Raw genomic sequence first — 24,168 nt, 5'->3', positions numbered from 1 at the left:
AAGATCATTCAGTTACAGCAGCTAAACTATCTTCCGTTCCGCTGTGTCGCTGCGAGAGAGGCCGAACTATACTCACTCACCTACTGGCCGTCAACACTCCAAACCAGATTTTTTCTAAATGATTTGATAAGTCACTGTTTTCTATCACGACAATTTTTCATACCCTTCACCCCAGACTGCACCAGCGCTGGCATGCATCACGACCAGATATTTTCCACAGGCCCTCATTTGGTCGCCTTGTAATGATTTTTTACCTTTACATAGTGTTCAGCAGAGTATTTGAAATGTGCGAGCTCTTCGGGCGACAGTCGACGAACCTCTTTGACCGGGCTCCCAAGGTAGAGGTGTCCAGATTTGAGTATTTTGCCAGGTGGAACCAAGCTCCCAGCGCCTACCATTACATGCGGCTCGATGATCGCGCGGTCGAGTACGATTGTGCCAATGCCGATCAGGCACTCGTCCCCTATGGTGCAACCATGCAAGGTGACATGATGCGCGATCGTCACTCGGCTTCCAATGATCAGTGGTGCGCCTTCAGGGTCCTCGGGTCGTCGGTGTGACACATGCAGCATGGACAGGTCTTGGATGTTTGTGTGATCTCCAATGCGGATTTTATTGACATCTCCCCGGATGACGGCGAATGGCCAGACCGAGGTATGTTCACCCAGCTCCACATCTCCGATGACTTGCGCACCGGGGTGTATGAAGCAACTTTCTGGCACTGTTGGCCAGATGTCTTGGTAGCTGGTGATATTGTTAAACATTGTGAATCCCTCTTGAGAACGCGGTTGTTCACCCCAAGTTTATGGGATAAAAGCTTTGCCTCACCAAATGGTGTTTAATCTGGCATAGTGCGGAGTCAACTGTGCCATTGCCACTAAACCGTTCAGGAACACTAATATATGAATCCTTTGCTTGATTTCACTGGGCTGCCGAAATACAACACCATCAAGCCCGAACATGCCACACCTGCAATCGATCAGTTGCTGGCTGAGAACGAAGCACTGGTCGAGAGACTGACCCATGACCAAAGTACGCCAACATGGGCGGATTTCATTCGACCGCTGGATGAGGGTCTGGAACGTCTGGGCCGGGCCTGGAGCCAAGTAAGTCATTTGAATAGTGTTGTTTCCAGCCCTGAACAACGCGATGCATATAATCAGAATCTGCCCAAGATTACGCAGTTCTACTCCAACTTGTCCCAGAACCTCGCTTTGTACGCCAAGTACAAGGAGCTTAAGGCTTCAGCGGAATGGGGCCGGTTGAATGATACCCAAAGGAAGATTGTTGACGATGAGTTGCGCGACTTCGTCCTGGGTGGCGCAGAGTTGCCGGAGGAGCAAAAGGCACGATTCAAGGTCATTCAAGAGGAATTGGCCAACCTGAGTGCGAAGTTTGAAGAGCACTTGTTAGATGCCACCGATGCCTTTGGCCAATATTTTGAGGATGCCACACCACTCGCGGGCTTGCCAGATGATTGTCTGGCTGCCGCCAAAGAGGCTGCTGAAGCCGATGGTAAGACTGGTTACAAGTTGACCTTGCAATACCCATCCTACTTTCCGGTCATGCAGTATTGTCACAATCGCGAGTTACGGGCTGAGATGTACCGTGCCTTTGTCACCCGCGCATCTGAGTTTGGCCCAGGCGAGCTGGACAATACCCAGCTGATCGATCAGATTCTGGCTTTGCGCACGGAAGCAGCTGAGCTCTTGGGGTATCAGACCTTTGCTGAGATTTCGCTGGCCACCAAGATGGCGGACACACCTGATCAAGTCATGCGCTTTTTACGGGATCTTGCCAGCAGAAGCAAACCTTTTGCCCAGAAGGATTGGGAGGAATTGAACGCTTTTGCCCGCAATGAGTTGGGCATGGAAAAGGTTGAGGCATGGGACGTGCCCTATGTGAGCGAGCGGCTCCGCGTGGCGAGATATGCCTTTTCTGATCAGGAAGTCAGACAATACTTTCCAGAGCCAGTCGTGCTGGATGGCCTGTTCAAGTTACTGTCAACCATATATGGGGTGACGATCAAACCAGACCAGGCAGAGATCTGGCACAAGGATGTCAAGTTCTACCGTATCGAACATGATGGCCAACTGATTGGCCAGTTCTATCTGGATATGTACGCACGCACAGGTAAGCGTGGCGGCGCCTGGATGGATGACGCTATCGCCCGGATCGAGAAGCAAGGGCAGATTCAAACACCGGTAGCGTATCTGGTATGTAATTTCTCGGCACCAGTTGGCGATAAACCTGCGCTATTCACCCATGATGAAGTGATCACGCTGTTCCACGAGGCGGGGCATGGTCTACATCATTTGATGACCCATGTCAGCGAGCGGCCTGTGTCAGGTATCAATGGCGTGGAGTGGGATGCGGTGGAACTCCCCAGCCAGTTCATGGAGAACTTTTGCTGGGAATGGGATGTCCTTTCTCATATGACCCGCCATATCGATACCGGGACAGCCTTACCAAGAGAGTTGTTCGACAAGATGCTGGCGGCGAAGAATTTCCAATGTGGGATGCAGTTTGCCCGCCAGCTAGAGCTGGGTATGTTCGACATGCAGGTTCACACCCACTTCCGCCCTGGGCAGGATAAGACCATATTGGATGTGCTGGATGCAGTGCGTAAAGAGGTTGCTGTGGTCATTCCACCGGCGTTCAATCGCCTTCCGCACTCCTTCAGCCATATCTTTGCCGGCGGTTATGCGGCGGGATACTACAGTTATAAGTGGGCAGAAGTCCTGTCTGCGGATGCATATGCAGCATTTGAGGAACAAGGTGTGCTGAACCCGGAGATAGGCCGACGCTTCTGGCACGAGATCCTGGCAGTTGGCGGCAGCCGCCCAGCGCTTGAATCGTTCAAGGCATTCCGTGGGCGGGAACCGCAGATTGACGCCTTGCTCAGACATAACGGCATGGTTGCCGCAGCCTGAGTTAGCGGCAAGCCACCAGCGGCATGACAAATGAATGCTGATATAATATTGTCATGAACACTTTAGTAGGGGAAACCAGTCATGTTCAGACATTCTTTGATCGCATTGATGCTTTTATCGCTCGCTGGTGGCGTGGTGGCCGGCCAGGTTTATACATGGACTGATCCGGCAACGGGCAAGACAGTCTTTTCCGACCAGCCACCGCCGCCTCACATCAAAGGACAGCAAAAGGATTTCAAAGGCAGCACCATCCAGACCTCGGTGCAAGGCTATGCCATGCAAGAGGCAATTCGCAAGAATCCTGTCACCTTATTCAGTAGTGATTGTGGTGACGTCTGTACCAATGCCAGACAGCTGCTGATAAAACGAGGCATCCCCTACACATTGAAAAACCCCGGCACCCAGCAAGCATATATGGATGAGCTGAAAAAACTGTCCGGTTCGGATCAGGTCCCGGTCCTGATTGTTGGCAGCAAAGCCACCAACGGCTTTGAAGCAAGCTCATGGCATAGTGCTTTGGATGCTGCGGGCTACCCCAAGGCGGAAAGCCCCGCAATGGCAAACAAACCCAAGGAAACCGTTGCCACGCCACCCAGTAAAACCGGTGATGGCAACCCATAAAACGGAGCACTATTGATTGATGCAATTGGCCACCTGGAATGTAAACTCGCTCAAAGTTCGGCTGCCACAGGTTCTGACTTGGCTCGCAGAGAACCCAGTTGATGCACTGTGCCTGCAGGAAACCAAGCTGGAAGATGTCAACTTTCCGCAACATGAAATTGAGGAAGCGGGCTACCGCGTGGCCTTTGCTGGACAGAAGACCTATAACGGTGTCGCCATTCTTTCAAAGCACGAAATACACGACATACAGGTCAACCTGCCCAATCTGGATGATCCACAGAAACGGCTGATTGCCGCCACGATCAACGATGTCAGGGTCGTGTGCGCCTACTTTCCGAACGGCCAGAGCCTGGATTCAGATAAATATCAATACAAGTTACGCTGGCTTGAGGCACTTCAAAGCTGGATCAAAGCACAGCTCGCCACCTATCATTCCTTAGCGCTACTGGGCGATTACAATATTGCACCAGAAGACCGTGACGTCCATGACCCCAAGGCGTGGGCGGGGCAGGTCCTGGTCAGCCCGCCTGAGCGAGCCGCATTCGAGCAACTATTGGGGATGGGGATGAAAGATGCCTTCCGGGCATTTGAACAACCCGACAAAGCTTTTACGTGGTGGGATTACCGGATGAATGGCTTCAAACGCAATCTGGGCCTTCGTATCGACCATATCCTGCTTTCCAATTCGCTGGCCGAACGGTGTCTTCAATGTGTGATCGATGTCGCCCCTCGTCGAAACGAGCGGCCATCGGATCACACTCCGGTCATCGTGACATTGAGCGACTCCGCCCGCTGAACCACAATCAGCCTCACTTGATTGTTTAAATCATCCAGGACTTGTATGAAGAAGTTACCACTCCGCCGAGTCTGCGTGCTGGTGCTAGCAGCCACCCTGCTGGCAGGCTGCAATAAGCCGCCCTCAGATACCACACAGAAAGACACCAAGCATAGCGATAGCCCCTTGCCGAGCATTCAGCGCAATCCGGGCGTCACCTTACCGGACTTCACCAGCCTGATCGAAAAAGAGGGTCCTGCAGTTGTCAATATCAGCACCACTCAGACGGTCAGCACTCGTGGTCGTGGGCCTGGGTTATCCGAGGACGACCCTTTTTACGAATTCTTCAAGCGATTTGCCCCGCCTCAAACGCCACGTCAATATCAGACCCAATCCTTGGGTTCTGGCTTTGTCATTTCCGATGACGGCTACATCCTGACCAATGCGCATGTGGTGGCGGAGGCCGATGAAGTCAATGTCCGCCTGACCGATAAACGTGAATTCAAAGCCAAGGTCATCGGTGTAGACCGCCGCACCGATGTGGCGTTGGTGAAGATCAATGCCACCGGCCTGCCCAAGGTCCCCCTGGGCGACCCGGACAATTTACGGGTGGGCGAATGGGTCGTCGCCATCGGCCAGCCTTTCGGCTTTGACAACTCTGTCACAGCAGGGATTGTCAGCGCCAAGGGGCGGTCTTTGCCAGATGAAAGCTACGTCCCTTTCATTCAGACCGACGTACCCATCAACCCGGGTAACTCAGGCGGCCCGCTATTCAATATGAAAGGCGAAGTCGTTGGCATCAATTCCCAGATCTACTCCCGATCCGGTGGGTATATGGGGATTTCGTTTGCCATCCCGATCGATGTCGCACTGAATGTCGCCAAGCAGCTACAGGAAAGTGGCAAGGTCAGTCGTGGCAAAATCGGCGTGCAGATTCAACCATTGACGCAGGAACTGGCGCAGAGCTTCGGTTTGAAAAGCACGGACGGTGCCCTGGTTTCGATGGTCGAAGCGGATGGCCCAGCGGCCAAAGCAGGCCTGCAGCCTGGCGATGTCATCGTGGCATTCAACAACCAGCCCGTGAAATCCTCCAATGAATTGCCGTTGCTGGTAGCCAATATCAAGCCGGGCAGCAAGGCAGATCTGAAGGTTTGGCGTAAGGGGCGTGAAGTGGTCGTCAAAGTCACGGTCGCAGAAATGCCCACCGAAAAAATGGTGGCCAATGCAGATACACCACAGACAGCCCCAGCCAAAATCGCCCGTCTTGGCCTGCAACTGTCTGATCTATCGGCAGAGCAACGCAATGAGTTGCGGATACGGGCGGGCGTCTTGATTGAAGACGTTGAAGGCCCGGCTGCCAAGGCAGGGCTGGAAACCAATGACGTGATCCTGGCGGTCAACTCGAATGAGGTAGCCAGTGTTGCTCAGTTCACCAAGCTGATCAGTCGTTTCGACGGTGGCACCATTGCCTTGTTGGTATTGCGTGAAGGCAACACGCTGTATGTACCATTGAAGCTTCGCTGATCAGGCATACAGGCCGAAGCCATTCAAGACCTGCATAGCCATCGATGGTGAATGAAAAAGGAGACGATGTTTCGTCTCCTTTTCTTTTGAATACCACGGCGACCTAGTTGATTTCTCTCAATTAGCTTGGCTGATTCAACTACGAAACACACAGCAACTGTACCGCCGGATCAAGGCTGGGCGCATGCTTGTTGCACCAACCCATCCAAATACGCGGCAGCTGATCAAGCACCCGTTGGTTTCAAGTCCTTCGACAGGAAGAACGCATCTGAGTAGAACTCGTCTTCAGGTAAGCCCTTCTCGATGAAGCTTTTATGTGCGGCCTCGACCATCACTGGGGCCCCGCAGGCATAGACCTGATGTCCGGAGAAATCGGCTACATCCTCCAGCACAGCGGTGTGTACGAAGCCGGTGCGACCTGTCCAGCCATCAGCCGGTACCGGGTCTGACAAAACAGGGACAAATTTAAAGTGTGGGTAATCGCGAGCCCATTGCTCAGGCAGGTCATACATATAGATGTCCGACTTGTTGTAAGCCCCCCAATACAAGGTCATCGGGCGCTGGATATTGTGCTTGATCGCATGCTCGACAATACCCTTGATCGGCGCAAAACCCGTGCCGCTGGCAACAAACACGATGGGTTTGTCAGAATCCTCACGCAGGAAAAAACTGCCCAATGGCCCTTGGAATCGCATGATCTCCTTGGGTTTCATGGTATTCCATACGTACTCAGAGAACGAGCCGCCCGCCATGTGGCGGATATGGAGCTGAATGAAGGCGTCGTCGTGTGGGGCATTGGCAATACTGAAACTGCGACGCTTGCCATCTTTCATGATGATGTCGATGTATTGACCCGCCATGAACTGCAGACGCTCGTTGGCTGGCAGCTTCAGCGACAACACCGCCACATTGTGGGAGATCTTGTCTATTTTCTCGACACGGCAAGGCAAGGTCTTGATCTGAATGTCCTTGGCCGCACCGATCTCCTTGGACTCGATGATCACGTCACCCGACGGCTTGGCGCAACAAAACAGCGCCATGCCATTGGCGACTTCCTCCCGACTCAATGTCGATTCGGCATGAGCGGAATGAGTGACCGCACCTTCCAACACCTTGCCTTTACAAGCACCACATGCGCCATTGCGGCAGCCATATGGCAACATGATGCTTTCTCGCAATGCGGCCTCAAGGATTGTCTCGCCTTCGTTGACGATAAATTCATGCCCACTTGGCTTGACGGTCACCTTACACGACATCTTGTTTCATTCCTTCAGCTCCAGATGAACACACCATCTGGTTTTCATTATAGACTTGCGCTATGCAACGAGTTCTCTTCATTGGGTGCGGTGACATTGCGCTACGCACCGCCAGGCTGCTTGGGCAACGCTACCAGCTATATGGTCTGATACGCCATCAAGACAAAGCCAAAACACTCCGTGCTGTGGGCATCTGCCCCATTGTCGGGGATCTGGACCAGCCTGCAACGTTGAGCCGGATCAGCGGTTTGGCCCATATGGTGTTCCACTTTGCCCCGCCCCCTGCGAGCGGCAAGCAGGACACTCGCACCCGCCATCTGCTTAACGCATTGACAAAGCGTGGGATATTACCACAGCGCCTGATCTACATCAGCACCAGCGGCGTATATGGCAATTGTGCTGGTGCGGAGATTAACGAATCACGCACCGTCAACCCACAGACCGATCGTGCATGTCGGCGGGTCGATGCAGAGCGGCAGCTCCGGGCATGGGGACGGCAGACCGGATCGCAAGTGGTGATCTTGCGTGTGCCTGGTATCTATGCTGCCAACCGGCTACCGATCGAGCGCATTCGGGCGGGCCTGCCGGCACTGCTCTCCGAAGAGGACGGTTATACCAACCATATCCACGCCCAGGATCTGGCCCGCATCGCCATTGCAGCCAGTCTTCGAGGCCAGTCGCAGCGGGTCTACAACGTGGTGGATGAAGATGTGATGAAGATGGGCGACTATTTTGATCGCGTCGCGGATGTAGCCGGCCTGCCCCGCCCACCCCGCATCAACAGGGCTGAGGCAAGCCAGCGGCTGACGCCTGCCATGCTGTCGTTCATGGATGAGTCTCGCCGCCTATGCGCCCATCGGCTGCATGCTGAATTGAAGATCCGACTGCATCATCCCACGCTGGTGACCGGCCTACAGGCCGAATGAGATGACACGGTGAAGCATGTGCCTCAATGCATCTCGGTCGGGGCTTGCCTGAACCGAGCCAGGTGAAGGAATAGTTTGTTGTCTGGATTGCGATGGAAGAAGGAATCCTGATATTCCAAAGGCACGTCACAAGCGGCAACACGAGCCAACCAACGGCTGGCGTATTCCAGCGCTGTGTCTGAAGCAGCCTGGTACGCCTGGGATTGCAGTACCTCATATACCTCGCGCCAGATGGTGATCGGGTAGATATCGCCAGGCACATAGTTGAGCAGCAACGCCACAGCAGACAATGCGTGCATGGTTGCCTCTTCGCGGCGCTGCAGCTTCAGCGCTTCGCGCGCCATGATCGCCAGACTGGCCGCCTGCCAGCCCCACAGATCATGCTGTTGCGCAATTTTATGGGCCTGCCGGGCATCTTCATATGTGTCAGTCCGGTGGGGGATTTCCGACAGCGCCAGCAGCGCCATGATGCGTAGATTGCGCCGACCGCTGTCTGGCAACATGGTCAACGCCCGCAGCAACAGGTCTTCCTTGGCCTGATTCGATAGCGCCATGTTCAGGCGCGCTTGCAGGATCAGCCCTTGCGCCTCGACATAGGCAGATTTTCCGCTCAATCGTCGCGCTTCCTCCAACAAAGGCTTGGCCTTGGCTGGCTGACCCAACTGCCAGTACAACTGGGCCAAGGCGTAGCAATCCAGCGCTTGCAGATCGGCGTTTTGCGCCATGGTGCGCGTGCGGGCCAGTTCAAGAATGGCTAATGCCTGCTGGTAATGCCCAGCTTGCCGGAGGATATTGGCGTAGGTGGAGAAATGCCCCTGCCAGATGTTCGGTGCGACCATATGAGTGGAATGCAAGGTGTCTGCCTGCCGGAAGTGTGCCAGCGCCTTGCTGACATCCCCCATGGCGAATTCCGCGTGTCCGGCGACCAGCGACAGTTGCAAGCTGGTGCTATGCATGGCTTGCGCCGCCGCCATGCGCTGCGCATGCTGGGTATAGAGCAGGCTTTCGGTGAACCGGTCTGCATCGAGCAGCGCCATCGCATAATGGAGCGCGGTATCAATACCCAACGCCTGATCTGTAATCGGTAAGCGGGATTGCACTTTATCGACCTCCTGCAAAGCCAAGTCATAGCACTCTTGTTGTTGCAATACCCTGGCCAACGCCTTGGTTGCCTCAAAGATCAATGAATGGTCATTCAGCTGATGGGCCGTGGAGAGCGCGGTGTCCGCCCTGAGACGAGCCCTCTCCACATCCCCCTCCACCAAGGCCAACTCGGTCTGTGCGATGGCCAACCAGGTCAGCTCTGGCTCGCCTTCAGCCAATTCAGCCAGTGCGCTCACCTGATCTGCCAGCAAATGTAGTGGCTTCGCCAGGCGATAACGCCAGAACAGTCGATAACGCAGTTTGAATGCCCCTGTTTCACCCGCCTCTACCAACAAGGGGAGCATCTGCTCCAGCCAGCTGATCTCCTCCAAGCAGCGTCCGGACTGATTTGCCGCATCTGCCTCAGCCATCATCAATGGCAAGGCACGATCCGCCCGTCCGGCCTTTTGCCAATGCCCCACCAGCAGATGCTTGGGCGTCTCACACTGCAGCTCCAGAAAGCTGGCAATCTCATAGTGCAGCAGCTGCAGCAAGGTGTCGGGAATATCGGCCAGAATGGCATCAGCCAACGACTCGTGCACCATGGCACGATTCTCCAGAATCTGCGCCTGTTCCAATTCATGCCAAGGTGAAATCAGATCCAGCAGGCTGATGCCCAGCACAGCTTGCGCCAGCTCGGTCGTGAAACTCTGCCCCGCCACAGCAGCACACCTGGCCAGCGACATGGCCTGATTGCTCAGATTGCTCAACCGCAACCTGAAAATGGCTTTGACATTGTCTGGAATGGGCAGGGCGACAGGTAGCTTGCCACTCCCACCATATTGCTGATAGAGCGCCTTGACAATCTCAAGCAAAATCACTGGGTTGCCAGATGAACGCTGTTGCAGCGCCGCCATCAGCGACGACAGATCCAGCCCGGGCAGCACCAGCGATTCGACCAGTCGGGTCGTCTGATCCAGCGTCAATGGCCCAAGCTGGAGACTGGCCGCCCAACCTGCATGCAGGCAGTCATCCAGCATGCGCTGCAGGTGTGCGGGCGCGCACTCCTCCCGAAAGGCCATCAGCCAGGGCAACCTGACCGGCAAAGTGGTCGGCAACAACGCAGACAAGACTTCGATACTGGCCTGATCGGCATAATGCAGATCATCCAGCAGCAAACCGGAGATCTGCTGGCCCGCTAAGCCGAGCAAGATACCTTCAATAGTATGAATCAGCGCGGCGCGGTCTTGATCTTGTGCCACACGCCCTGGTTGCGCCAGCTCGGACAGCAGGCCAGACAAGGCCACCCGCTCCCCCTCGGTCAACGGCGCTGTCATCAACGGCAACAAAGCCCGGACAAAGCGCGACAGAAATAAGTAGGGAATGGCCGCGTCACCAGCTCGACCTTCCACGGCCACCACGCCAGCGCTCTGATGGTTGGTGAATTCATGGACCAAGCGGCTTTTGCCGATACCCGCCTGACCATGGACAAAAGCGATCCGGCCACATTGCCATTGTGTCAACAGCCATTGCCACTCGGTACCTCTCCCCACCAATTGGGGTGGTCGCAATACTGTTACAGGCAGGGCAGCAGGCACAGTTGGGGACACGACCTTCTGTTGCAATTGCTTGCGTAGAAATTCTGTCTCTTCCGAGGGAGCCACACCCAGCTCCTTGGCCAACGTCACCTGACAAAGTCGATAGGCATCCAATGCCGCACCGCGATCCCCCTTCAGGTAGTGACACTTGATCAGGCAGCGATAGCCATCTTCATCGACTGCATCAATCGCCAACAACTGGTTGGCCGCCACAATCGCTTCATCAAGCAACATGGCGGACTCCGCCTGTTGCATGCGTTGTTTGATGCTCTGCTGGGCTTGCATGCCCTGCTGGATGCGGACACGGTCCAGCCAAGCCTGGAACTCGGACAAGTCCTCATACTGGAATGCACCTAGCAGGATATGCGCTTCACCATCTCCAGATGACCCGGCCTTTAGTATTTGCAGATTGGAATGTATGGAAAGGACCTGGTCGCCATCGATCAAGGGCAGATCAATTAGCCTGCGCAGCCTGAGCAGCCTCTGGCGCAGATTGCGACGCGCTTTGTCGGCATCGGTGTCTGGCCAGAACAACGCTGCAAGACGCGCTCGCGTTGCAGAGTGCTCCATGGCCAGATAAGCCAGCATGCCCGCGTCTTTACGTTCGAGTCTGACCACCCCTTGGCTGGTCTGCAGACACGGCGCGCCATGCAAACACAAGGCAAATGCCGCCCCCTGATCCGAATCCATTTTGCTTGTACCTCAACCCTGTTTTTGCTATTTTGCCCTGCGTTTCATTCATTTGTCATGCAAAAACGCATTGTCATTTGTTTTCAACCTTGGATATTACCAAATGCAGAAATATTCGTAGCAATATTTATGTCAACTTTGGGGGCAGATTTTTTTTGCAATCAAACTGCAACGCTACTTGTGAAACCATTTAACTGCGTTTTCACGCTGAAGGTGTTACATGCAGTAACGCTCTGGTAACACCTACTTGCGTAAAATCGGATCATCAAAAACAAGCAGCCGGCGTCGAGGCTCCGGCTACTTGGGAGCCATCTGCAGGCAAACTGGCGGAAAAACAAGAGGCTGGCATGAGCAATGTGTGCCTCTCGGGCACATGGCAGTTTGTGGCACAGCTTCCAAAACAAATGGCAATACTTAGCGGCATAGGAGTGAGTATATGTTCGGACTGCTCAGGGATCGTCTGACACTTTCCATTCTGTCGAACAAACTTGAAGTCACCCGGGTCAGCGCAATCCGGCGGCGTTGTCTACAGCACAATCGCATGCCACTTTACCTGAACAACGCCACACCACGTTTTGATGAACTGGTGGAGTGGCATGATCGCTTTGGCACTGGCACCCAATCATTGGATGTCATGGTTTCGGCTGCCTGGGTCAAGTTCGCGGTGCTACCTTGGCAAGGTGCGCAGTTGTCCGAGGATGAAACTCGATCCTACGCTTATGCCATGCTGTCATTGCGCCATGGTGACATTGCCAATTCCTGGTCGCTCACTTTATCGCCGGCCATGTCTGGCCGGACCCGCGTGGTCAGTGCGGTAGACAGCCGTTTGATGAAAAGCCTTGAGCGCTTTGGCGAAGATTGCGGCATCCGTGATATCAATCTGATGCCGATGACCGTTGCCATCTTCAATAAGTTACAGGCGAAGATTCCAGATGACTCGTTGTTCGTGGTGATCGAGCCAGACAATCTGTCAATCATTCTACTACGCAAAGGTGAGTGGGCACATGTCCATAACCGCCCATTGCCAGCCAATTGGCATGTTTTGTTACCAAAATGGGTGCAAGACTTTCAGGCACTCAAGGGGGCGCGGAATTTACCCGTTTTCGTCGCAGGGCCGACACATACACGCCCGAATTTCGAGAATTTCCCGGTCACCTGGTTGCGCCTGCCACCGCAGACTGGGTTCGACCCTCGCAAGGATCATGATCTTGCATTGAGTTTAGGTTTCTGAGGTGGGTTATCCATCCGATCCAAGGCCCGCAACACTGTTGCGGGCTTTTTTTCTTTGTCGTCAAGCTCTGTGGTCAGCGATCCAGCGCTGGCGTTTTGATGACCCCCAGCCTGAGATGGATTTCCTGGCCCAATCTACTTGATCAACCTGATCAATGAATGGGCAGCGAACGCCTTGCCACCCACATCAGCCCTTGGTCTGACCCGATCAGCAGGCCCTGTGCAACCGGCAACAACCGGGTAATATGCTGAGGCGGGTTCGAAAGCGACCACCCACCCATACCATACAGAGCGGATATATCCGCGAAATTGGCTTTGGCGGCCTCCTCTCTCAGCAATTTGTCGCCCATTGCCACATATGGTCTGCCATCAGCCACCACCACGTCCTGTAACTGTCCCGCATGAATGTAGCGCCCATTGGTGTAGGGGGCTACAAAACCCAGCGTAGACAAACTACCATCGGGCAGGCGTAGATTCTGATTGAGGTCGCGACCTTCAAACAGCAAATAGTCACCCGCCTCGGCCAGATAGCGCAGCGGTTTCGCTTGCAACGCTGGGATTGCCTCTGCCAAGGTATGGCCACCATCCAAGCTCTGATAAGCCCCCTGGCTGGTGGCCAGATATGCGCGCCGACCATCGGGGCTACCTGTCATCCGATTGACAGCCACATCAGGCAGCAGCCGCGAGATACGATTGAAGTCCGGCTTACCATCCCACAGCTCGACTCTGATCAACCCTACGGCGGTGCCTATAAACAAGGCACTTTGGGTCAGTGCCACAGACCGCACATCCAACGCCCCGCCAAAACCACCTGTCAGACCAAACCAAGCAGGAAGCAATTTATAGCGCGTCACATTCTTGCCCATGTCGTTTGACCAGATCAGCTCACTGTCAGCAGTCAGCACGCCTTGTGGTAGCAGGGCCATCTGATTACCCAGCACAGCGAGGTCATGTGGTTGGCGCGTGGACAGGATCGGCTTGCCAAGTTTATCAACCGCGACATCCACACTTTGTCGGGCCAGATCCAGTTCGAACAAACCCTGGTCAGCCAGTATCCAGTTACGTGCACCCAAACTGGCCAACTGCTTGACGCCAGTCACTCTTGGGATGGAAACCGGCGAAGTCCGGCTACCACGGACATAGCATGTTTCGCGAATCAAGTAGAACCCGGCGGGGTGCGCAATCAGGCGGGCAGGTTGATTGACTTGGAGCGGCTGATTACAGGTGGCCTGATCCCAAGCAGGCATCGGGTCAAAGAATCTACCTGCTTGGTCGGTCTGATACGTGCGCCCATCGGCCACCACCATCATCTGCCACCCATGAACCGCCACTGCGTCGATCCGCGCAGAGGCTGGATTCATAAACCGGGTATCTACCGTGTAAAAATACTGCCCACCATTATCCGACACCCACAATGACGTATCGCGCCAGATGGCAACGCGCTTATCACTGGCCGCCAATCTCGTGCCTCGTGCCCTCTCGACCCAATCCAACGGCGCCAGGACATTTTCAGGGCCCACCTGCAACAGCCCCCGTGTCGTCAAAAGCAGCAATTGCCAGGGGCTTTGCCATTGCATATCCAGCACCTCGCCCAGATTGCGCAACGAGAAGGTATACAAACTCGTCCCACGATCACGTGACAGCGTCAGCAGCGGGATGCCCTCCTCATAGGTCACCACCGCAACAGCTTGCCCCTTGGCTGTCAGTTGGCCACCACCGGTGCCCTTCAGAGGAATCCGCCATACCGGCTCCCCCAACCGATTACTCACCCGCAACAATTCCGAGCCCTCCCTGGTCTGCTGGGCGATATAGCGGGTATTGTCTTCAAAGGAATAGGCAACATTGGGTTGGGCCGCCTGCAATATCTCGCTGTCGCCAGGCATGCCGGATTGGGTATTGATGGCCACCGCAATATTGGCTACGTCGGGCGTGATGGCGGGACTGGTATCAGGCCAAGTGCCACCTTGTACGGGTGGTGACGGTGCGGCACCCGGCTCGCTCTGCCCGCTCCCCCCGCCGCCACATGCAGCGAGCGCGGTCAGTGTGGCCAGGGAAATCAATGAATACGCCCAGTGTCTTTTATTTGATTGAATTGATGACATGCTTTGCCCAAAATGAAAAATATTTCCGATAGTTTTTTTGATTCACACAGCACCAGGCCATGTTATTCGTACAAAGGTGAACCGCATCTGTACAAGTGGTGCGGTGATGGCGGGCAAGCCTGTTGGCCTTTCCGGGCGCAGCTACATCGGCCATTCAAATGGCATTACATTTTGGTTGATTCGATTCAATCATTTTGATTTGGCTTTGAATATCAATGCCCTGAATTTCAGATATTCAACTCACAAACGTGACCATCCATCAGGCTCGGCTGGCAGAGTTTCAAGGTTTGGGATGGGCGTCATAAAAGAATCGAGCCAGTAGGCTACAACCGGCGGGACAGGCAGGGCATGATCGCCCCATATCACGACCGCACAGCAGATGGCTGGCCTAGGGTCGTCTTTCCCAGGGCGTGGTGACGCCGACAGTCAGACATGCCTTGTCAGGGTGGTCAAGCGCGGTCAGTACACCTTGGCAGATCTCTTGATGAGTCAGCCAGCGTGAGGTATCGCCGCTCAATTTGAAGCCGAGGACAACTTGTTGATAGGCCAAATCAGGCCGGGCTACACAATAAGCCTTGACCGGGTCTACCCGCTGGCCCGGCGCGCTGATCGCGCTGCTTCTGACATGAATCACCCGCATCGGTGCTGGCAGGGGCGGGATGCCCAGCGCCAGATCGAGCAGGCAGTCGTCTTCATGCAACCAACACAACATCACATCCGGCATGCCGACTTGGGCAAGGTGTTGGTGGATTCCATCGATGAACAAGGCGCGGTTTGACCAGTCCAGTCGCAATTGATATGAAACCAATTCAGGCCGCGCCACTTGCGCCGCCAAACGTTGCAATGACAAGTCCGTTCGCGCAACCAAGGTCAATTGCGTGGACTGCCTAGCCAACGCCACTGCAGCGGCAGATAACATGCCAGTTCCACCCATCACCAACCCATGTTGATACTTCATCAGCCCTCCAGCAGTGGATTACACCTTGGGCACCAATGCCACCACCGGCTCGCCCACCAAACGGAACTCAAACCCCAGCTCGTATTGGCCATCAGTGAGCCTTCGCAATTGCAAACCATGCGCCACCGACGTATAGGGCTGTTTGATCTCATCACCCAACCACTTCAATAGCTCGTCCCAGCCACCCACCACCCTGAATTGCGCGGGATAAAAGCTGGGCACCCGCATTGACGCCGCTTTGATCACGGCTTTAGCCTGGTAATGATGAATACTTAGGTCGTAGCGGAGCACCCGCCTATAAAGTGCGTCGGCAAAATCGGAGAAACCACGCAGGGTAACGCCCCGGCCTACAGCCACACCACAATCGAACGTCTTGGCCAAGGCCACCAGCGAGGTGTGCAACACCAGGCTCTGCTCATTTGCCACCCCCGGCGCAGGTTTTAACCCCCACGGCGTTGCCAGCTCGGTCAATACCGGCTCTGTCAGCGCTCTGTCGGTCAGGTGGATTGTGAGTTGGATCTGTCGATCATCCACCTGCAACTGCTGCAGCTGCGCACCCTGAGGTAAGGCCTGCTGCAACTGCCGCAACAGCCCTAACAAGGGTACGGCCCCTACTTCGGTCTGTATTTGCCCACCACCCAGCAGTTTGACAGCAACAGGGGCCAGATTCAGCGCCTTGCCACAAGCCGCATCAGCAGCCCATGCAGGCGACACCATCCCCCACAATAAGCAGGCCCAGAGGCCATGTTTAGTCAGATTCATCACTCACCTCGATCATGCCCACAACGCAGTCGGCAAGACTTGCCAATACACAAGCCGACCATTCCACAACCATGGTACGGAATGTGAGACGATTTGCAATCTCGGCTACAGTCGTACACAGTTCGTGGCTGATATCCGTCGGGTTCGCAGCGCCCCTTGGACTCAGGCCATCGGCCCGGCCCGCTTTATTTCTGTTTCTCTTCACACAGCAAGGAAGCCAGCATGACTGCAACACGTACCGAAACCGATTCCATGGGCACCATCGATGTGCCTGCCGACCGTTACTGGGGAGCACAGACCCAGCGCTCGATTCATCACTTTCCAATCGGCGTGGATCGTTTCCGCTGGCAGCGCCCGGTAATTCGGGCACTGGGCCTATTAAAACGTGGCGCGGCAGAAGCCAACGCAGAGCTGGGCGAGCTACCAAAGGAATTGGGAGCTTGGATCGCCCAAGCTGCCGATGAAGTGATTGCTGGCAAGCTGGATGACCATTTCCCCCTCGTGGTGTTCCAGACCGGCTCCGGCACGCAATCAAACATGAACGCCAATGAAGTGATCGCCAACCGTGCCATTGAGCTGGCCGGTGGCATCATTGGCAGCAAAGCACCCGTTCATCCGAATGATCATGTGAATCGCGGCCAGTCATCCAATGACACCTTTCCTACCGCCATGCACATTGCCGTGGTGGAGGAAATCCACCACCGGCTGTTGCCCGCGGTTTCCCAACTGCGCGACACCCTGGCGACCAAGGCTGATGCCTACGCTACACTGGTCAAAACCGGGCGCACCCATCTGCAAGACGCCACCCCGATCACACTGGGCCAGGAAATCGGCGCCTGGGTTGCCCAGCTGGATTTCGGCCTGGCAACCATCCAGCAAGCCCTGCCAGGGCTCTATGACCTGGCCATCGGCGGTACTGCTGTCGGAACAGGGCTCAACGCCCACCCAGCCTTCGGTGACACTGCAGCGGCGAAGATCAGCGCCCTGACTGGCTTTCCATTCCGCTCGGCCAGCAACAAATTCTTCGCACTGGCTGCACACGACGCCCTGGTGAATACCTCCGCCGCATTACGCACCCTGGCCGGCGGGCTGATGAAACTAGCCAATGATGTACGCTGGCTGGCCAGCGGCCCACGCTGCGGAATCGGCGAATTACGCATTCCAGAAAACGAACCCGGCTCATCCATCATGCCCGGCAAGGTCAACCCCACCCAATGCGAAGCACTCACCATGGTCTGTGTACAGGTATTCGGTAATGACGCTGCTGTTGCCTTTGCTGGCAGCCAGGGCAACTTCCAGCTGAATGTGTTCAAACCAGTCATGGTCCATAACGTACTGGAAAGCATTGAGCTGATCGCAGATGCCGTCACCGCATTCGACCAGCACTGCGCCCAAGGTATCGAGCCCGAAACAACCAAAATCGCTGAAAACCTCAACAACAACCTGATGTTGGTCACCGCACTGAATCGCCACATCGGCTATGACAAAGCCGCCCAGATCGCCAAAAAGGCCCATCATGAGGGAACAACTCTCAAAAGCGCAGCCCTCGCCCTAGGCCACCTGACCGAAGCCCAATATCAAGATTGGATCATCCCGCTGGACATGACCCATCCTTGATGTATCGCCCCCATGGCCAAGCGCAGCCAATAGGAAGAAACCTGGCGCAAAGTGCTGGTCGGGGCCGTGGCCTTGCCAAATTGGAGGATGGAACCTACCCGGAAACCGAGTTCACGCGATGATGGATGCAACGTTGACGCGGGCAGAAGATCGGCGCTTGTTTAGGTTGGCAATCAGTTCAACTGAAGCCCGGACCACAACAGAAGTCACAACAAATTCAGTAGTCGAATGAGAGTAAACATGAACAAACAACACGCAGAAACCAGCAAATTTTTAAGCTACGTTTTACGCCATGAGCCGCAAGCAATTGGCTTGACGCTGGATCGTGAGGGCTGGGCCAATATTGCCGCCCTGATTGCGGGTGCCAAACAGGCAGGCCGCGCATTGAATGAGGCGTTAATTCATGCCGTGGTCGAGAGTAGCGATAAGAAGCGCTTTGCCATTTCAGAAGACGGGCTGCGCATTCGCGCTGTACAGGGGCATTCAACTCACAGTGTTGCCATTACCTATGCCGAGAAGATACCACCCGAGTTTTTGTACCACGGGACAGCAACACGTTTTTTGGAATCGATCATGCGCGAAGGGCTTAAACCCGGCGAGCGGCAGCATGTGCATCTTTCCGAAGATATACAGACCGCAACCGCAGTCGGGCAACGTTATGGCAAGCCGGTCATACTAAAAATTGAAACCCTGCGGATGCATCAGCAGGGTTTCAAGTTCTTTCAGGCAGAGAACGGAGTTTGGTTGACCAGCGGCGTGCCGACTGAATATCTGAGTGTTTGACTGCTCGTCATTTTCAAACTCAGCCCTATCGGCTTTGTAACGAGAAGACTCATTCTGCGCAGCTTGAATCCAGTCCTCGAAGTCGTCACGGCCTTGCAGGCTTTGCAGGGTCAGGTGGCCGCCTGCTTGTAGTTGGCTGCCCGCAATCTGTAGGTTGCCGTGGGCGCTGTCGCCTTGGGAGAGGACGCCCGGCGAAGGAAACCATTACTAGTCTGTCAAGCCCCAGTTTTCCTCATCAAGAGGAGGGGCAAACTTTTCTGGTGGGAATTGGCGCAAACCTTCCAGCACAATGGGTAGATCCTGCTTCATGGCGGCATATTCAGCTTCTGGCAGATGATATGCAGCTTGATAGCGCTCCAGATCGAATTTCTCAAGAATAGCCATTGCCCATCGATGAAAGTTGCTGGGCATGTGATTCCAGTGTAATGCATGTTTGGCAATGGCAAGCCACCGATAGGGAACTGCCGGGTTCAACGTTCCATACTCTTTCCAAGCTTCATTCATTATCCACCAAAGGTGGTCGTTTAGCATATCGGCATCTGCCTCCGCCAATACAGCTTTTGCACGAGGATAGTCATATAAATCTGAATAATATTGCAATAAAGCCAAATAAACAGATTTACAATCTACATATGCATAAACCTCTTCTGAAGTGAGCTCTTCAATACTAGCATTAGGAAACATATTTATTTTCCTTTCTTCTTGGTTTGGATCACATGCAAATCATGAGCTGATGACCAGGTCAATTTGCTAGAGTCTGGTACTTTAACTATCTGAGATGATGAGGCCCTATATACTGTAATCTCGCCATTATTATGGTAAAACCGTACTTCGACATTTGAGTATAGTTTAGCAAATTTATCTGAAATAACATTGCTACAACTAGAGCATGGTAATCTCTCAGTAAACAGATTGATATTGTCCTGCACCTGTGGATTCCTCCTGTATTGCGGAGAAAAATCTTCCAAGATCTTGCATTCGGTATCAAATTCACGACGAACAGGGCTTCTCTCCACTGGTACTGGCTTCAATAAGCTCCTCCGGCGGAAAACTTACGTAGCCTTCTTGCGGCCCTATTTCACAAATCCGGCAGGACCGCAGCTTGGTAAGATAGCGCCATGACCAAGCCTGCCCGGCTTTGTTGCATAAACCGGTTATGCAGCTAAGGTTTGTGACTGAACAGAGCCACGGATGCCGAAGCCTGCATCGAAGCAATACTGTACGAAGAACTGGAAAGCGTATAACGCCGGACTGAAGTCGCGAGGTTCCTGGCTGGACAAGGAGATGGCATGGTTTGCCGATGGCACCGGTAAACGTGGCTGGTCACCGACCTACAGCGACACAGTCATCCAGTTCTGCCTTTCGTTGAAGTGCTTGTTTGGGCTTCCCTTGCGCCATAGCATGGGCTTGGTTGAGAGTCTGCTGGCGTTATCAGGACTGGATTGGCCGATTCCCGATTTCAGCACGATCTCTCGGCGTCAGAAGCATCTGCAGGTCACCATCCCCTATCGTGGTGGAGATGACGCACTCCATTGGTTGGTCGATAGCACAGGGGTCAAGATGTTGGGTGAAGGCGAATGGAAAACCAAGAAGCACGGCGCCAACTATCGCCGCCAGCAGCGCAAAATCCACCTGGGGATTGATGCCCAGACGCTGGAGATTCGGGCGATTGAAGTCACCAGCAACAGCGTGAGTGACGTCCCTATGCTGCCAGAGCTTCTCGCGCAAGTCACCACACCTATCGCCAGCGTAACGGGCGACGGGGTTTACGATACCAAGACCTGCCATGAGGCCGTGGGTGCTGCGGCGATTATTCCGGCACGAAAGAATGCCCGGCCATGGAAGAAATATCCGCCGGGTGCGCACACACGAAACGACATCGTGAAGGCCATCCAGCGATTGGGGTGAAGCATCTGGAAGACGTGGAGTGGCTACCACCGGCGCAGCCTGGTCGAGACCAAAATGCGCTGCTTGAAACTTCTAGGCGAACGGATCATGGCACGCGACTTCGACCGCCAGGTCGCCGAACTTCAAGTGCGTGCTGCCTTGTTCAACCGTTTCACTCAACTCGGCACGCCAGTTACGGTGGCTATGCCATAAATCCGCCTGGGGCAAGGGGGAGCTCAACCCTCAACTGATTTGTGTAACAAAGCCTCTCTAGTCTGCTATGCTCCTCAGATTCATTTGTCACCACCTTAATGCATCCCGATCAAATTAGAAATATGCTAAGCGACCATCGGCTGCGTAAGTCAAATTTCAGGAAGCTTATTTGGAGTCTTCTCTGTGTGGAAATTTGGCACAGGCGATTTATCCAAGGACTGGACAGATCCGCAATGGAAGACCAAATTCATCGTCTTGGATTTCAAGTTAGAGAGGCATGCCCTGTATGATGAACACGGTAAAAGGCCATCAAATTGATTAGTCAATATTACTCAGTTCTTGCCGCTGGAAAATTCAACCCATCACAGGTAAGGGTTATTTATGATTCGGACTTATACAGTGTTACTAGAGACGTTGATCAACAACAAGCAATCAAAAAATGCTGGGAAGAGGCGAGACTGAATTCGAAAAGAAATGGACGCCTTCTCTTTTCATCGGAAATATTTAGATTGGCTGACGCGGCTGTTGATGGTGAAATACTAAGTCTTTATTTTGGGAATACTGACTATAAAGATTACTATGCTACTCGATTGGCGAGCGACATAGGCTCAATGGCTTCAAACCCATTAGGGAGCGTAGTTATCCCACTAACTTGTGATGGCTATATTCCATTGGCAAGGCGCTCCATGACCGTCGATGCAAATCCGGGAAAGTATTTTACATTCGGTGGTTTTTTTGATCGATCTTTAGATTGGGATGAAGTTGGACAGCCAGATATATTTGGATTTATTTATCGAGAACTGCAAGAAGAGATGGGTGATTTAAAAGTAAATAATCTATATATAAAAGGTGTCATATATGACTGTATTCTTCCGCATCCGGAAATTATTGCAATTGCAGAATTAAGTGATTCAAAAGAAGAAATGAAATCAAAGAATATGACATCTGACGAATTTGAGAATGTGCAATTTATTCACGTCTCGGATATTTATAATTTTGTAGAAAAAAATCATCCTCAAATTTGCAATACAACAATTGGAGCTCTAAGCCTGTTTGCTGAGGATTGCTTAGATAATGCATAGCCGGCTTTGTTGCACAAATCAGTTGAGGGTTGAGCTCCCCCTTGCCCCAGGCGGATTTATGGCATAGCCACCGTAACTGGCGTGCCGAGTTGAGTGAAACGGTTGAACAAGGCAGCACGCACTTGAAGTTCGGCGACCTGGCGGTCGAAGTCGCGTGCCATGATCCGTTCGCCCAGAAGTTTCAAGCAGCGCATTTTGGTCTCGACCAGGCTGCGCCGGTGGTAGCCACTCCACGTCTTCCAGATGCTTCACCCCAATCGCTGGATGGCCTTCACGATGTCGTTTCGTGTGTGCGCACCCGGCGGATATTTCTTCCATGGCCGGGCATTCTTTCGTGCCGGAATAATCGCCGCAGCACCCACGGCCTCATGGCAGGTCTTGGTATCGTAAACCCCGTCGCCCGTTACGCTGGCGATAGGTGTGGTGACTTGCGCGAGAAGCTCTGGCAGCATAGGGACGTCACTCACGCTGTTGCTGGTGACTTCAATCGCCCGAATCTCCAGCGTCTGGGCATCAATCCCCAGGTGGACTTTGCGCTGCTGGCGGCGATAGTCGGCGCCGTGCTTCTTGGTTTTCCATTCGCCTTCGCCCAACATCTTGACCCCTGTGCTATCGACCAACCAATGGAGTGCGTCATCTCCACCACGATAGGGGATGGTGACCTGCAGATGCTTCTGACGCCGAGAGATCGTGCTGAAATCGGGAATCGGCCAATCCAGTCCTGATAACGCCAGCAGACTCTCAACCAAGCCCATGCTCTGGCGCAAGGGAAGCCCAAACAAGCACTTCAACGAAAGGCAGGACTGTAATGACCCACTAAAAAGCTGCACAGGTCATCATTCACATAGGAGACCGTGATGAGCATGACCATGGAAGATGACATCAAACGCTGGACCGCCAAGCGCAAAGCCGCACTGGCGGTCGAAATCATCCAGGGGAAGACCACTGTAGCCGAAGCCGCTCGAGCCTTCGACCTCACCCCATCCGAGATAGAGGCTTGGGTCGATGACGCCAGACGCGGCATGGAAAACGCTCTACGTGCCAAGCCGATGGACATCCGCGAACAGTACGAGAAACAACTCAAGGATCTGCAGGAAGCCTATGGCGAAGCCATGCTGGGGCTGCGAGCCCGAAAAAAGTTGCCGTCCCTGCTGGGCGAGGACGACAAGTGATCGAACTCGCCCAGCAGGGACTGGCAGATGAAGGGATAGCGGTGTCCATCAGCCAGCTGTGCCGCGGGTTTGAAGTGCCCCGTCGCAGCGTGTCCTACCACCAGCACAAGGCTGCCCCCAGACTGTAGCCACAGCGGGCAGACGACATCAAGACCCTGATTGAAGCCAACCCGGGCTTCGGCTATCGAACCGTTGCCCACCACTTGGGCATGAACAAGAACACAGTACAGCGCATCTTCCAGCGCAAAGGCTGGCAGGTGAGGAAGCGAGCGGTGGGTTTCCGTCCTCGGATCCAGGTTGTGCCCTCAGTCGCCCAGCTGCCTGATGAGCGCAGGGCCACCGACCTGTGCCGCATCTGGGCCGGACAGGGTGGCTGGTGCCAGCTGGCGCTGGTGATGGACTGCTGCACCCGGGAACTGCTGGGCTGGCATCTGTCGCGCTGTGGCAAGTCAAAGACCGCGGAGTCGGCACTGGAACAAGCCTTGATCAACCGCTTCGGTTACCTTGGACGGGTGACAGGGCCCTTCCTGCTATGCAGTGACAATGGACTGGTGTTCACCAGCCAAAGCTACACAGCGCAGGTCAAGGGCTATGGTTTGCAGCAGGAATTCATCACCCCATGCACGCCCGAGCAGAACGGCATGGTGGAACGACTGATCCGGACGTTGAAAGCGCAATGTGTGCATCGTCATCGGTTTGAAAGTCTGGCGCACGCCAGCCGGGTGATCGCGGACTGGGTCGGGTATGACAACCACCGGCGACCGCATCAGGCCTTGGGGATGCAGACGCCAGCGGTGAGGTATCAATTAGCAGCCTGATTTGTGCAGAAAGGGATGGGGCATTACACCACGGTGAGTTGGCCGGTGCTGGCTTGCAGTTGGCTGCTCTGGATCTGGCTGTTGTCCATCGCACGCTGTTTGCCAAAGGTGATGCCTACGCCGCCGGAGTGGAAGGCG

20 protein-coding genes and 2 pseudogenes are annotated in these 24,168 nt (G+C 54.3%); 13 read left to right on the top strand and 9 right to left on the bottom strand.

What is annotated here, in order from left to right:
* Positions 1 to 224: 224 nt before the first annotated feature.
* Positions 225 to 764 (bottom strand): gamma carbonic anhydrase family protein, encoded by a 540-nt coding sequence (locus tag HNQ59_RS18195; RefSeq protein ID WP_184041824.1) that lies wholly within the window; start codon positions 762 to 764, stop codon positions 225 to 227.
* Positions 765 to 902: 138 nt separating this feature from the next.
* Between HNQ59_RS18195 and HNQ59_RS18190 the strand changes: the two genes are divergently transcribed.
* The 4 genes from HNQ59_RS18190 (at position 903) to HNQ59_RS18175 (ending at position 5,853) form a co-directional block, all read left to right on the top strand.
* The gene (locus tag HNQ59_RS18190) at positions 903 to 2,933 is read left to right on the top strand and encodes a M3 family metallopeptidase (RefSeq protein ID WP_184041823.1); all 2,031 of its coding nucleotides are present in this window, start codon (positions 903 to 905) and stop codon (positions 2,931 to 2,933) included.
* Positions 2,934 to 3,014: 81 nt separating this feature from the next.
* Positions 3,015 to 3,554, top strand: coding sequence for a glutaredoxin family protein (locus HNQ59_RS18185; RefSeq protein ID WP_184041822.1), 540 nt, complete (start codon positions 3,015 to 3,017; stop codon positions 3,552 to 3,554).
* 19 nt (positions 3,555 to 3,573) lie between these two features.
* Positions 3,574 to 4,350, top strand: a complete 777-nt coding sequence (gene xth / locus HNQ59_RS18180; protein WP_184041821.1) for an exodeoxyribonuclease III — start codon at positions 3,574 to 3,576, stop codon at positions 4,348 to 4,350.
* A gap of 45 nt (positions 4,351 to 4,395) precedes the next feature.
* Positions 4,396 to 5,853, top strand: a complete 1,458-nt coding sequence (locus HNQ59_RS18175) for a DegQ family serine endoprotease (protein ID WP_184041820.1) — start codon at positions 4,396 to 4,398, stop codon at positions 5,851 to 5,853.
* A 224-nt stretch (positions 5,854 to 6,077) separates the two neighbouring features.
* On the opposite strand, the gene HNQ59_RS18170 is transcribed toward HNQ59_RS18175, so the two are convergent.
* Entirely contained in the window at positions 6,078 to 7,109 is a 1,032-nt protein-coding gene (locus tag HNQ59_RS18170; RefSeq protein ID WP_184041819.1) for a CDP-6-deoxy-delta-3,4-glucoseen reductase, read from the bottom strand.
* A 62-nt stretch (positions 7,110 to 7,171) separates the two neighbouring features.
* On the opposite strand from HNQ59_RS18170, the gene HNQ59_RS18165 reads away from it, so the two are divergent.
* A complete protein-coding gene (locus HNQ59_RS18165; protein WP_184041818.1) occupies positions 7,172 to 8,035 on the top strand; it encodes an SDR family oxidoreductase in 864 nt (287 codons plus the stop codon).
* Positions 8,036 to 8,058: 23 nt separating this feature from the next.
* Here the strand turns inward: HNQ59_RS18165 and HNQ59_RS18160 are convergent, their stop codons facing one another.
* Complete coding sequence (locus HNQ59_RS18160) at positions 8,059 to 11,406, bottom strand: AAA family ATPase (protein ID WP_184041817.1); 3,348 nt, start codon at positions 11,404 to 11,406, stop codon at positions 8,059 to 8,061.
* A 436-nt stretch (positions 11,407 to 11,842) separates the two neighbouring features.
* Here HNQ59_RS18160 and HNQ59_RS18155 point away from each other — a divergent pair, with 436 nt between their 5' ends.
* The gene (locus HNQ59_RS18155) at positions 11,843 to 12,637 is read left to right on the top strand and encodes a hypothetical protein (RefSeq protein WP_184041816.1); all 795 of its coding nucleotides are present in this window, start codon (positions 11,843 to 11,845) and stop codon (positions 12,635 to 12,637) included.
* A 151-nt stretch (positions 12,638 to 12,788) separates the two neighbouring features.
* Here HNQ59_RS18155 and HNQ59_RS18150 read toward each other — a convergent pair whose 3' ends face one another.
* Entirely contained in the window at positions 12,789 to 14,738 is a 1,950-nt protein-coding gene (locus tag HNQ59_RS18150; RefSeq protein WP_221320289.1) for a hypothetical protein, read from the bottom strand.
* Between the two features lie 106 nt (positions 14,739 to 14,844).
* On the opposite strand from HNQ59_RS18150, the gene HNQ59_RS18145 reads away from it, so the two are divergent.
* Complete coding sequence (locus HNQ59_RS18145) at positions 14,845 to 15,060, top strand: hypothetical protein (protein ID WP_184041814.1); 216 nt, start codon at positions 14,845 to 14,847, stop codon at positions 15,058 to 15,060.
* A 66-nt stretch (positions 15,061 to 15,126) separates the two neighbouring features.
* On the opposite strand, the gene HNQ59_RS18140 is transcribed toward HNQ59_RS18145, so the two are convergent.
* Both HNQ59_RS18140 and HNQ59_RS18135 read right to left on the bottom strand, forming a co-directional pair.
* Positions 15,127 to 15,696, bottom strand: coding sequence for a Rossmann-fold NAD(P)-binding domain-containing protein (locus HNQ59_RS18140; protein ID WP_184041813.1), 570 nt, complete (start codon positions 15,694 to 15,696; stop codon positions 15,127 to 15,129).
* A gap of 18 nt (positions 15,697 to 15,714) precedes the next feature.
* Complete coding sequence (locus HNQ59_RS18135; RefSeq protein WP_184041812.1) at positions 15,715 to 16,458, bottom strand: hypothetical protein; 744 nt, start codon at positions 16,456 to 16,458, stop codon at positions 15,715 to 15,717.
* A 222-nt stretch (positions 16,459 to 16,680) separates the two neighbouring features.
* On the opposite strand from HNQ59_RS18135, the gene fumC reads away from it, so the two are divergent.
* Positions 16,681 to 18,075: a class II fumarate hydratase gene (gene fumC / locus HNQ59_RS18130; protein WP_184041811.1), complete on the top strand. Its 1,395-nt coding sequence runs from the start codon at positions 16,681 to 16,683 to the stop codon at positions 18,073 to 18,075.
* Between the two features lie 240 nt (positions 18,076 to 18,315).
* Positions 18,316 to 18,858: an RNA 2'-phosphotransferase gene (locus tag HNQ59_RS18125; protein ID WP_184041810.1), complete on the top strand. Its 543-nt coding sequence runs from the start codon at positions 18,316 to 18,318 to the stop codon at positions 18,856 to 18,858.
* A 207-nt stretch (positions 18,859 to 19,065) separates the two neighbouring features.
* Here HNQ59_RS18125 and HNQ59_RS18120 read toward each other — a convergent pair whose 3' ends face one another.
* Entirely contained in the window at positions 19,066 to 19,542 is a 477-nt protein-coding gene (locus tag HNQ59_RS18120; protein ID WP_184041809.1) for a hypothetical protein, read from the bottom strand.
* A 2-nt stretch (positions 19,543 to 19,544) separates the two neighbouring features.
* On the bottom strand, positions 19,545 to 19,874 hold the full coding sequence (locus HNQ59_RS20020; RefSeq protein WP_425491404.1) for a deaminase domain-containing protein: 330 nt from the start codon (positions 19,872 to 19,874) through the stop codon (positions 19,545 to 19,547).
* 175 nt (positions 19,875 to 20,049) lie between these two features.
* Here HNQ59_RS20020 and HNQ59_RS18110 point away from each other — a divergent pair.
* Together HNQ59_RS18110 and HNQ59_RS18105 are read left to right on the top strand one after the other, a co-directional pair.
* A pseudogene (locus tag HNQ59_RS18110) lies at positions 20,050 to 20,958 on the top strand (IS5 family transposase).
* A gap of 314 nt (positions 20,959 to 21,272) precedes the next feature.
* Positions 21,273 to 22,040, top strand: coding sequence for a hypothetical protein (locus HNQ59_RS18105; RefSeq protein WP_184041807.1), 768 nt, complete (start codon positions 21,273 to 21,275; stop codon positions 22,038 to 22,040).
* 56 nt (positions 22,041 to 22,096) lie between these two features.
* Here HNQ59_RS18105 and HNQ59_RS18100 read toward each other — a convergent pair.
* Positions 22,097 to 22,852: pseudogene (locus HNQ59_RS18100) on the bottom strand (IS5 family transposase); the annotation flags it as partial.
* A gap of 45 nt (positions 22,853 to 22,897) precedes the next feature.
* Here HNQ59_RS18100 and HNQ59_RS18095 point away from each other — a divergent pair.
* Together HNQ59_RS18095 and HNQ59_RS18090 are read left to right on the top strand one after the other, a co-directional pair.
* Positions 22,898 to 23,212, top strand: a complete 315-nt coding sequence (locus tag HNQ59_RS18095) for a DUF1153 domain-containing protein (protein WP_184041806.1) — start codon at positions 22,898 to 22,900, stop codon at positions 23,210 to 23,212.
* A 209-nt stretch (positions 23,213 to 23,421) separates the two neighbouring features.
* Positions 23,422 to 24,030 carry an integrase core domain-containing protein gene (locus HNQ59_RS18090; RefSeq protein WP_246491080.1) on the top strand — a complete coding sequence of 203 codons (609 nt, stop codon included), beginning with the start codon at positions 23,422 to 23,424 and terminating at the stop codon, positions 24,028 to 24,030.
* Positions 24,031 to 24,168: the final 138 nt, after the last annotated feature.

The organism is Chitinivorax tropicus (genome assembly GCF_014202905.1).
Classification (GTDB): Bacteria; Pseudomonadota; Gammaproteobacteria; order Burkholderiales; family SCOH01; genus Chitinivorax; species Chitinivorax tropicus.
Note: the sequence above shows the minus strand (reverse complement) of the source record. Positions and strands in the feature narration are given on the sequence as shown.